Raw genomic sequence first — 8,641 nt, 5'->3', positions numbered from 1 at the left:
GCATAACCTGAATCTGAGGCAGCACCTGGCACGGCTGGGACGGAAGTCGCTGTCGTTCTCAAAATCGGTGGAGCTGCATGACAAAGTCATCGGGCATTATCTGAACATAAAACACTATCAATAAGTTGGAGTCATTACCGCAGACGTAAACACCGCTTTCTGGCAGGCCGTCCAGGCCTGCCGATGTGACTTAGCGTGTCTGACGCCAGGCGTTCAGATTAACACGCTGTGGCTGGTTTATCGCTTTCCTTGCCAGCCAGTAAAGCAGTACTCTGTCATCATCTCCCTCATGATCGGCCATCGAAAGCAGTTTTAGCGAGAGGGTAGATTTGTTCACCGGTTGACTGGCTTCACTCAGTTCAACAACAGCCCGACCGATTAGACAGCAAACCTCATCCTCTTTTTGGAAAGTGGATTCATATGCTCGGTCTTTCATATTTCCTCCTCTGTGTAAATATCAAGTCTGGCACAGAGAATGCTTTCATGCCTAAACCATCTCGCCTGTGAAATATATCGCAACGCTTATTGAGGTTTGCTTGCGATTTCCTGCGGTGATTAGGCAAAACAGCGTGCGCTATGGCGCTAAAGGAGGGGCAATGTCGCTATGTTTCTACCGCCTGCCGCTGCTGGCGAGTTTATTATTCGGGTTGGCTTTCCCGCTTTATGCCGATCCGCTTACGCAGAGCAACCCAATGACCGACTGCCTGAACAGCCATATTCTGCCGCAGATGGGCAGCAACGCCACGCCGGAATCAGTGGTTAACCAGGCGTTTTTGCTCTGTAAACCTTTTACCGACGGCTGGCTGAGCGCTTATCCACCACCGCGTCGCCAGCAGCTTGAGCACGCGCTGCGTCAGTTTTACCTCGATAGGCTTAATGCCGCGCTGATGCGGCGCTGATCTTTTACCGGTCGCGCCACGCCCGCAACAACATTGAATTTATTTACCTTCTTTACCTGAAAGCTGCACTTCTCTAACCTGACCTCCTTGTTTTTAACACATTTTTTCTTTTAATTGTCTGCGCGCGTTAGCGTCGTCATGCCATTCATGCAGGCTCAGATGCAGTTCATTCCCTGTTAAAGGCCATTCATGTCGTTTTAACCCGCCGCTTTCCCGGCGCGCTTTATGATCGGCTTAATTCGATATTCCCCTGTGGGAGAGAAATGATGAGCAGAGCAACCCCGTCACACCCTAATCATCGCGTTCGCTGGCTAACCTTAGCCGGCACCATTATCACCCAGTTTGCGCTGGGATCGGTCTACACCTGGAGTCTGTTTAACGGCCAGCTGGCGCATAAGCTGGAGGCGCCGATCAGTCAGGTCGCGTTCTCTTTCGGCCTGCTGAGCCTGGGACTTGCGCTCTCCTCGTCGGTGGCCGGTAAGCTGCAGGAACGTTTTGGCGTGCGCAACGTTGCTATCGGCGCAGGGCTGCTGATGGCGATCGGATTTTATCTTACTTCGCAGGCCGATTCGCTGCTGATGCTGTGGCTCAGCGCGGGCGTGCTGGTCGGTCTGGCGGACGGCGCGGGTTATCTGATGACGCTCTCTAACTGCGTAAAATGGTTCCCGGAGCGCAAAGGCGTGATCTCCGCCTGCGCCATTGGCGCCTACGGTCTGGGCAGTCTTGGCTTTAAGTTTATTTGCAGCGCGCTGCTGGCCCGCTTCAGCCTGGAAACCACTTTTTTAATCTGGGGGGCGCTGGCGATGAGCATGGTGATCCTCGGCGCGCTGATGATGAAGGACGCGCCGCGTCAGCAGCCTGCGCAGCGCAACGGCGAATCCGCCGCGCGTGATTACAGCCTGGCGGAGTCGATGCGTATGCCGCAGTACTGGATGCTGGCGCTGATGTTTTTGACCGCCTGCATGAGCGGTCTGTATGTGATCGGCGTGGCGAAGGATATTGGCGAAGGTCTGGTGCATCTCAGTACCCAGACCGCGGCCAGCGCGGTAACGGTGATTGCTATCGCTAACCTGAGCGGTCGTCTGGTGCTGGGCGTGCTGTCAGACAAAATTGCGCGCATTCGGGCAATTACGCTGGCGCAGCTTGTCTCACTGCTGGGTATGAGCATTCTGCTGTTTACCCATATGAGCGAAACGACCTTCTTTATCTCTGTTGCCTGTATCGCCTTCAGCTTCGGCGGCACCATCACCGTTTACCCTTCGCTGGTGAGCGATTTCTTCGGTCTGAATAACCTGACGAAAAACTACGGCGTGATTTACCTGGGTTTCGGTATCGGCAGCGTGCTGGGATCGCTTATCGCTTCGCTGTTCGGCGGCTTTACCGTGACTTTTAGCCTGATTATGACCCTGCTGGTGGTTTCGTTGATTATGTCGATCATTATCCGCATGCCGCATAAACCTCAGGCTCTGCCGCAGGTATGGCAGCGCAGCTAAGCGACAGAAAAGCAGATTATTCATCATCGGGCGAGCCAGCGGCTCGCCCGATGTCGTTTAACCAAACAGCGGCTCCGGCTGGCCTGCCACCGGCATTCGCACGGCAAGCACGCTGCCTGACCAGGGATACTGCGCCAGCTCCTCTGCGGTACGATTCTCGCGCGAGCTGGTAATATAAAGAGTTTTCAGATCTTCGCCGCCGAAGGCCACCATTGTCGGCCAGCGTACCGGCAGCGGGATCTCATCCACGATTTCCGCCGTATGCGGATCGATGCGCACGATGCGCCCGCCGTCGAACAGCGCCGACCAGTAAAAGCCTTCTGCATCCACCGCCGCGCCATCCGGCATCAGGCCGTCGCTGAAACGACGGAACGCCTCCCGTTTGCCGATAGCGCCGGTAACAGGATCGAGTGAGTAGCGCCAGATGACGTGATGCGGCGTATCGCTGTGGTAAACCCAACGGCGATCGGGCGAAAAAGCCAGCCCGTTTGAAATTTGCACATCATCATCAACCACATGAAGCTGCAAATCTTTATCCAACAGACAAAGCTTGCCGCCGTTACGATCCTGCGGTTCCCACAGGCTGCCGCACCAGAAGCGGCCGAAAGGATCGACGCGCCCGTCGTTGAAACGGCTTTTGCTCGCCTCGCCGGGATTGTCGGCGATTTTGCGCTGCGGCTTCCCCTGCGCATCCAGGAACCAGATGCCGCTGCGCAACGCCGCCACCAGCCCGCCCTCGCGGCGCAGGCCGATACAGCCGACCTCTTCATGTTGCGGAAAAACCTGATGATCGCCGCTTTTTGGATCGAAACGATGGATGGCCGGCGCCAGAATATCCACAAACCATAATACCTGCTCTGCCGATGACCAGAGCGGGCATTCGCCCAGCTCGGCCTCAATGGGTAATACGCGCTCTACCTGCCAGTTCATTATGCTTCCTTTTTGCTAGCGGATTCGTGCATAAACTGTAGCGGAAATTAGCGCGGCGCGTCTTATCCCGCCAGAGAAAATCGGCCCTTTTCAGGGTGTCAGGCTGGCGCCGCCGCTGGCGATTACCTGCTGGTACCAGAAGAAACTTTTCTTGCGGCTGCGCACCAGCGTGCCTTCGCCCTGGTCGTCGCGATCGACATAGATAAAGCCGTAGCGCTTGGCGATCTCCGCCTTCGAGGCGCTAATCAGGTCAATCGGCCCCCAGCTGGTGTAGCCCATCACCTCAACGCCATCTTTCAGCGCCTCGGCGACCTGCATCAGGTGGTCGTTAAGGTAGCGGATGCGGTAATCATCTTCGATGCTGCCGTCCGCCTGCGGCTTGTCCTTTGCGCCCAGCCCGTTCTCCACGATAAACAGCGGCCTTTGATAGCGATCCCACAGCATATTCAGCAGCGTGCGCAGGCCGATGGGATCGATTTGCCAGCCCCATTCCGAACTGGGCAGATGCGGATTGGGCACCATGCTCAGGATATTGCCGCGCGCCTGCTGATTCAGCGCTTCGTCCGCCGTGACGCAGCCGCTCATGTAGTAACTGAAAGAGATAAAATCGACGGTTTCACGCAGCGCAAGGCGATCCGTGTCGGTAATGTCGATCTCGATGCCCTGCTCGCGCAGAAAGCGCAGCATATAGCCCGGCCAGGCGCCGCGACACTGCACATCGCCGAAGAAAAGCCAGCTGCGGTTCTGCTGGAGCGTTTCAAACACATCTTCCGGCTTGCAGCTCAGCGGATACATCAGGCCGCCCAGCAGCATATTGCCGATTTTAGCGTCGGGAATGATTTCGTGACACGCTTTTACCGCCAGCGCGCTGGCCACCAGCTGATGATGGATTGCCTGATAGATCTCCGCCTTGCTGCTCTCTGTGGGCAGTCCGACGCCGGTAAAAGGCGCATGCAGCGACATATTGATCTCGTTGAACGTCAGCCACAGTTTGACCTTGTGCTGATAACGCTGAAAAACGACGCGCGCATAACGCTGGAAAAAATCAATTACCTGACGGTTTCCCCAGCCGCCGTAGTTCTGCACCAGCCCCAGCGGCATTTCATAATGGGACAGGGTGACCAGCGGCTGAATGCCATGCAGCGCCAGCTCATCGAACAGACGGTCATAGTAAGCCAGCCCCGCCTCGTTCGGCTGTGTTTCATCGCCCTGCGGGAAGATGCGCGTCCAGGCAACAGAGACGCGCAGGCAGCGGAAACCCATTTCGGCAAACAGCGCGATATCCTGCGGGTAGCGATGATAAAAATCGATGGCGACATCCTTCAGCGACCAGTCGCCCTCGACGCGATCCACTACCGGCCCGAAAATCCCCTGCGGCTGCACGTCGGATGTCGATAATCCTTTGCCATCCTCCCGCCATGCGCCTTCAACCTGATTCGCGGCGATGGCGCCGCCCCATAAAAAATCATCCGGGAAACGTTTCATTGTGACTCCTCTGGCTCTTGATGCACGCCAAGAAAAGGCGCGCCTGCGTGAATCGTATCGCTGTCGGTCAGCGTAACGACCTGACTAAAATCTTCGCTGTTGCTGATCATCACCGGCGTGGTGAGATCGAAACCGGCATTAATGATCGCCTTACGATCGAAGGTCAGCAGCAGATCCCCTGGCTTAATCCGCTCGCCCGGCTTAACGTGTGCGGTAAAGTACTGCCCGTTGAGTTTGACGGTATCGAGGCCGACATGAATCAACACCTCAATGCCGCTATCGCTTATCAGGCCCAGAGCGTGGCGCGTGACGAACAGCGAGGCGACCTCGCCGTGAAACGGCGCCAGCACCGCCTCATCGCAGGGAACGATCGCCGCGCCGCTGCCTAACAACCCGCTGGCGAAGGTGGCATCGGCCACCTTATCCAGCGCCACAACCTTGCCGCTTAGCGGCGCGAGCAAGATATCGCTGCGGCCTGCTTCGGACGCAGTCGGCCTCTGCGCAGGTGAAAAGGCAATTAACGGATCTTCGGACGCCGTAGACGCAGAGGAAGGAGGAGAGATCTTATCAGACGTCGCGACGGGCAGTCCGGCGATAAAGGTCAATGCCAAACTAACCAGCAGCGCCAGCAGAACGCCGAGCGCCGCGCCCCAGACAGTGCTGTCGATGCCCGCTGGCGGGATAAACTGCGCCAGGCTGAAGATGCTGGCGAGGCCGAAAGAGTAACCGCTGGCACCGCAGAACCCCGTGACCGCGCTGCCCAGCGCGCCGCCGACGCAGCCGAAGATAAAAGGCCGTCGGTGAGGCAGCGTCACGCCATAGACCGCCGGTTCGGTAATACCGAACAGCCCCGCCGTGGCGCCCGATCCCGCCAGCACTTTTAGCTGGGCGTCACGGGTGCGCAGCATCACGCCGAGGCTGGCGCCCACCTGCCCCATCACCGCCGGCAGCACCAGCGGCATCAACGTGTCATAGCCCAGCACCGCCAGATTATTGATCATCAACGGCACCAGCCCCCAGTGCAGACCGAAAATCACGCACGCCTGCCAGATGCCGCCGATTACCGCACCGGCCAGCCAGGGCGCGAGCGTATAAATCGCCTGATAGCCGTGAGCCAGCGCCTGACTCAACCAGGTGGCGGCCGGGCCGATCAGCAGAAAGGTCAACGGAACGGTGATCATCAGGCAGATCAACGGCGTGAAGAAGTTCTTCACCGCGCCGGGCAATATTTTTCCGCATCGTTTCTCCAGCCAGCAGCTGACCCAGGCGGCAAAGATAATCGGCATTACCGAAGCGCTGTAGTTCAGAAAGGTCACGGGAATGCCGAGGAACAAGACGGTCGACGCATCCGTCTGCTGGCTGGCGTTGAACGCCTCGATCATCAGCGGATGCGCCAGCGCGCCGCCAATCGCCATAGTCAAGAAAGGGCTGCCGCCGAACTTTTTCCCGGCGGTATAGCCCAACACCAACGGGAAGAAGTAGAAAAGCGCATCGCTGGCGGCATACCAGATTTTGTAGGTTCCGCTGTCGGATTGCAGCCAGCCGCATGTTACGCACAGCGCCAGCAAGCCTTTAAGTATTCCCGATCCCGCCATAACGCCGAGAAACGGGGTAAATATGCCGGAAATGATATCGATCAGGCGGTTAAACAGATTCTCTGAGGGCGGGTTTTCCATCGGGGCGGAACGGACCTCACGACCGCCTTGCTGCTGGCGTACCGCCTGCCAGACCTCATTGACGTGATTGCCGATCACCACCTGAAACTGGCCGCCGCTGACAACGACCATAATCACGCCGGAATGCGCTTTCAGCCCTTCGCTGTCAGCCAGTGCGAGGTCTTTCAGTTTAAAACGTAGCCGGGTGGCGCAGTGAACGACGCTGACGATATTTTCGCTTCCGCCCACCCCCCTGATAATGTCCCTGGCGAGTTGTTGATACGGCATATTCCATTCCTCTGTGACAGCTGCTTGCGGGCAGCGGAATCCAAAAAAAAACCTGAAGGCAAACCCGGTCATTGGGGTTTGCCTTCAGGTTTTGCCTGCCGAAGCAGTAACAATCCGAATAGCGTTTTATCGGGCGCCTGGCTGATGGCTCTCTTTACGCACCCGTTCGATATGAATGGTCAAAAACATCTTCTCTTCATTGCTTAACGCACATTGATACTGCTGACGCAGGTGCTGCTCTACCTTTTCCGCGCAGCGCCAGGCGCTGGCATAATTCTCTTTAACGGAACGATAGAGCATCACATCGTCATCGTTAACCAGAACGCGGCCCAGCATACGCTGCGCGAAAAATTTCAGGTGCGTCACCAGTCGCTGGTAGCTAAGCGCTTGCTGGTCATACTCCAGCCGCAGCTGATATTTCACAATATGCAGAATATCCTGCATGACACGCGTGATATGTATGACTTCAGGCATTTCGCCGTTCAACTGCGCATTAACCAGATGCAGTGCAATAAAGCCTGCCTCATCTTCCGGCAGCGCCACGCCGAGCCGCTGATGCAGAATATCCAGCGCTTCCAGGCCGATGCTGAACTCCCGCGGGTAGAGCTGTTTTATTTCCCACAGCAGCGCGTTCGGCAATGGAATGTTTTCTTTATGCCTTTCGATGGCGAAAAAGCAGTGATCGGCCAGCGCGATACAGAGATTGTCCTGTAGCCTGCCGAGGCGCTGACGCGCAAGTTCCGTAATGCGATCGCAGGCGGTCAGCACGTCCGGCGGGATCTGACTCAGCAATTCCGTCATACGGGCGACCAGCGCATCATCCTGGCGGGCGAAAATTTTTTCAATTTTGCCCTTATCGACGCGATCGCCAGTCCGCTTCTGGAAGCCGAGACCGCGTCCCATAACGACCTGCTCGCGTTGCTGTTCATCCAGAACGATCACTACGTTGTTATTCAGCACTTTAGCGATCTTCATACTGTCCTTAAAAACAAAAAAACCTGACCTCCGGCACAGGCCAGAAGATCAGGTTTTGCCTGCGGGTGCAGTAACAATCCAGCGCCTTTACTCTACCCGCTTTGTCCTGTCGCTCAATACGCTAATGGTAAAAACGTGAAGCCGATCGCCAGCAGGCAATAAATAGCATTGCCTCGCGGGCGCACGTCAGCGCGTTCTTTTAATGTTCGCCGGTACGCAATAAAAAAACAGAATCGGTCACGCAATAATAAGATGAAGCCGTTCAGCCTCAGGACGTTAAAGATAAAGTTTACGCTGCCCGGCGATGTACAGGGCGGCACAATCATGTCGGGACGAGCGAGGGTTACCCGAACATGAAAATGACAAACGTTGATTAATAACAACTAAAGCCAAATAGATGGCGATAATCACCAACCACAGAAAACTGACAGCAGTAAATTCCATTGCATCTATACCCGTCATACTTCACGTTGCATGTGCGTTGGCTGCGCTCGTTCACCCCAGTCACTTACTTTAATAAGCGCCTGGGGATTCGCTCCCTTGCCGCCTTCCTGCGACACGAATTATTTAGGGTATAAAGCCAACGTGGAATAAATAGTTATAAATAAGTTAATTTTCATGATGTTAAAATAAATCGGCAACTTATAACCAACGATTTCTCGCCTTACGTCAGGGATGTAACATCATAGTCTGTTGAAGGGATGCAGAATTTTCTTAAGCGTGTACAGATGATGCTTTAATATTCCCATAACGCAGAGGCGCAGCGATAAAGGCGGGTAGTAAATAGCGATAGAATAATTTGGACATCAAATGAGAATGAGAATATCAGATATATTGCCTTTCAGATAATTCTTGCCATTATGAGCGGGCATTCGGCTGATTCCTATATTTTCCTTTGGCACTTATCCTCTACTCT

General features: G+C 55.5%; 8 protein-coding genes. 3 read left to right on the top strand and 5 right to left on the bottom strand.

Annotation, left to right across the window (positions count from 1 at the left end; translation table 11 throughout):
• A partial coding sequence (locus MYY08_RS05710; protein ID WP_001680212.1) for an IS1 family transposase occupies window positions 1-124 on the top strand: 124 nt, incomplete at its 5' end.
• 66 nt (window positions 125-190) lie between these two features.
• Here the strand turns inward: MYY08_RS05710 and MYY08_RS05705 are convergent.
• On the bottom strand, window positions 191-436 hold the full coding sequence (locus MYY08_RS05705) for a hypothetical protein (protein ID WP_038624960.1): 246 nt from the start codon (window positions 434-436) through the stop codon (window positions 191-193).
• Window positions 437-596: 160 nt separating this feature from the next.
• On the opposite strand from MYY08_RS05705, the gene MYY08_RS05700 reads away from it, so the two are divergent.
• Both MYY08_RS05700 and MYY08_RS05695 read left to right on the top strand, forming a co-directional pair.
• Entirely contained in the window at window positions 597-899 is a 303-nt protein-coding gene (locus MYY08_RS05700) for a hypothetical protein (RefSeq protein ID WP_038624958.1), read from the top strand.
• Between the two features lie 266 nt (window positions 900-1,165).
• Window positions 1,166-2,392 carry an L-lactate MFS transporter gene (locus MYY08_RS05695; RefSeq protein WP_038629921.1) on the top strand — a complete coding sequence of 409 codons (1,227 nt, stop codon included), beginning with the start codon at window positions 1,166-1,168 and terminating at the stop codon, window positions 2,390-2,392.
• 57 nt (window positions 2,393-2,449) lie between these two features.
• Here MYY08_RS05695 and MYY08_RS05690 read toward each other — a convergent pair whose 3' ends face one another.
• From MYY08_RS05690 to licT, 4 genes are all read right to left on the bottom strand, one after another.
• On the bottom strand, window positions 2,450-3,322 hold the full coding sequence (locus MYY08_RS05690) for an SMP-30/gluconolactonase/LRE family protein (RefSeq protein ID WP_084970589.1): 873 nt from the start codon (window positions 3,320-3,322) through the stop codon (window positions 2,450-2,452).
• Window positions 3,323-3,412: 90 nt separating this feature from the next.
• The gene (locus tag MYY08_RS05685; RefSeq protein ID WP_288013767.1) at window positions 3,413-4,807 is read right to left on the bottom strand and encodes a glycoside hydrolase family 1 protein; all 1,395 of its coding nucleotides are present in this window, start codon (window positions 4,805-4,807) and stop codon (window positions 3,413-3,415) included.
• On the bottom strand, window positions 4,804-6,750 hold the full coding sequence (gene bglF, locus MYY08_RS05680; RefSeq protein ID WP_288013765.1) for a PTS beta-glucoside transporter subunit IIABC: 1,947 nt from the start codon (window positions 6,748-6,750) through the stop codon (window positions 4,804-4,806). Before bglF ends, MYY08_RS05685 begins: the two co-directional genes overlap by 4 nt.
• A 126-nt stretch (window positions 6,751-6,876) precedes the next feature.
• Complete coding sequence (licT, locus tag MYY08_RS05675; RefSeq protein ID WP_190296078.1) at window positions 6,877-7,725, bottom strand: BglG family transcription antiterminator LicT; 849 nt, start codon at window positions 7,723-7,725, stop codon at window positions 6,877-6,879.
• Between the last annotated feature and the right edge of the window lie 916 nt (window positions 7,726-8,641).

This window comes from Mixta sp., from assembly GCF_024610815.1.
GTDB lineage: Bacteria > Pseudomonadota > Gammaproteobacteria > Enterobacterales > Enterobacteriaceae > Mixta > Mixta calida.
The sequence above is the reverse complement of the archived record's forward strand: the minus strand, read 5'-3'. Positions and strand labels throughout refer to the sequence as shown.

Coding starts and splice junctions, on each gene's coding strand:
- licT (WP_190296078.1), bottom strand. CDS start 7,725: ATGAAGATCGCTAAAGTGCTGAATAACAACGTAGTGATCGTTCTGGAT.
- MYY08_RS05705 (WP_038624960.1), bottom strand. CDS start 436: ATGAAAGACCGAGCATATGAATCCACTTTCCAAAAAGAGGATGAGGTT.
- MYY08_RS05685 (WP_288013767.1), bottom strand. CDS start 4,807: ATGAAACGTTTCCCGGATGATTTTTTATGGGGCGGCGCCATCGCCGCG.
- bglF (WP_288013765.1), bottom strand. CDS start 6,750: ATGCCGTATCAACAACTCGCCAGGGACATTATCAGGGGGGTGGGCGGA.
- MYY08_RS05695 (WP_038629921.1), top strand. CDS start 1,166: ATGAGCAGAGCAACCCCGTCACACCCTAATCATCGCGTTCGCTGGCTA.
- MYY08_RS05700 (WP_038624958.1), top strand. CDS start 597: ATGTCGCTATGTTTCTACCGCCTGCCGCTGCTGGCGAGTTTATTATTC.
- MYY08_RS05690 (WP_084970589.1), bottom strand. CDS start 3,322: ATGAACTGGCAGGTAGAGCGCGTATTACCCATTGAGGCCGAGCTGGGC.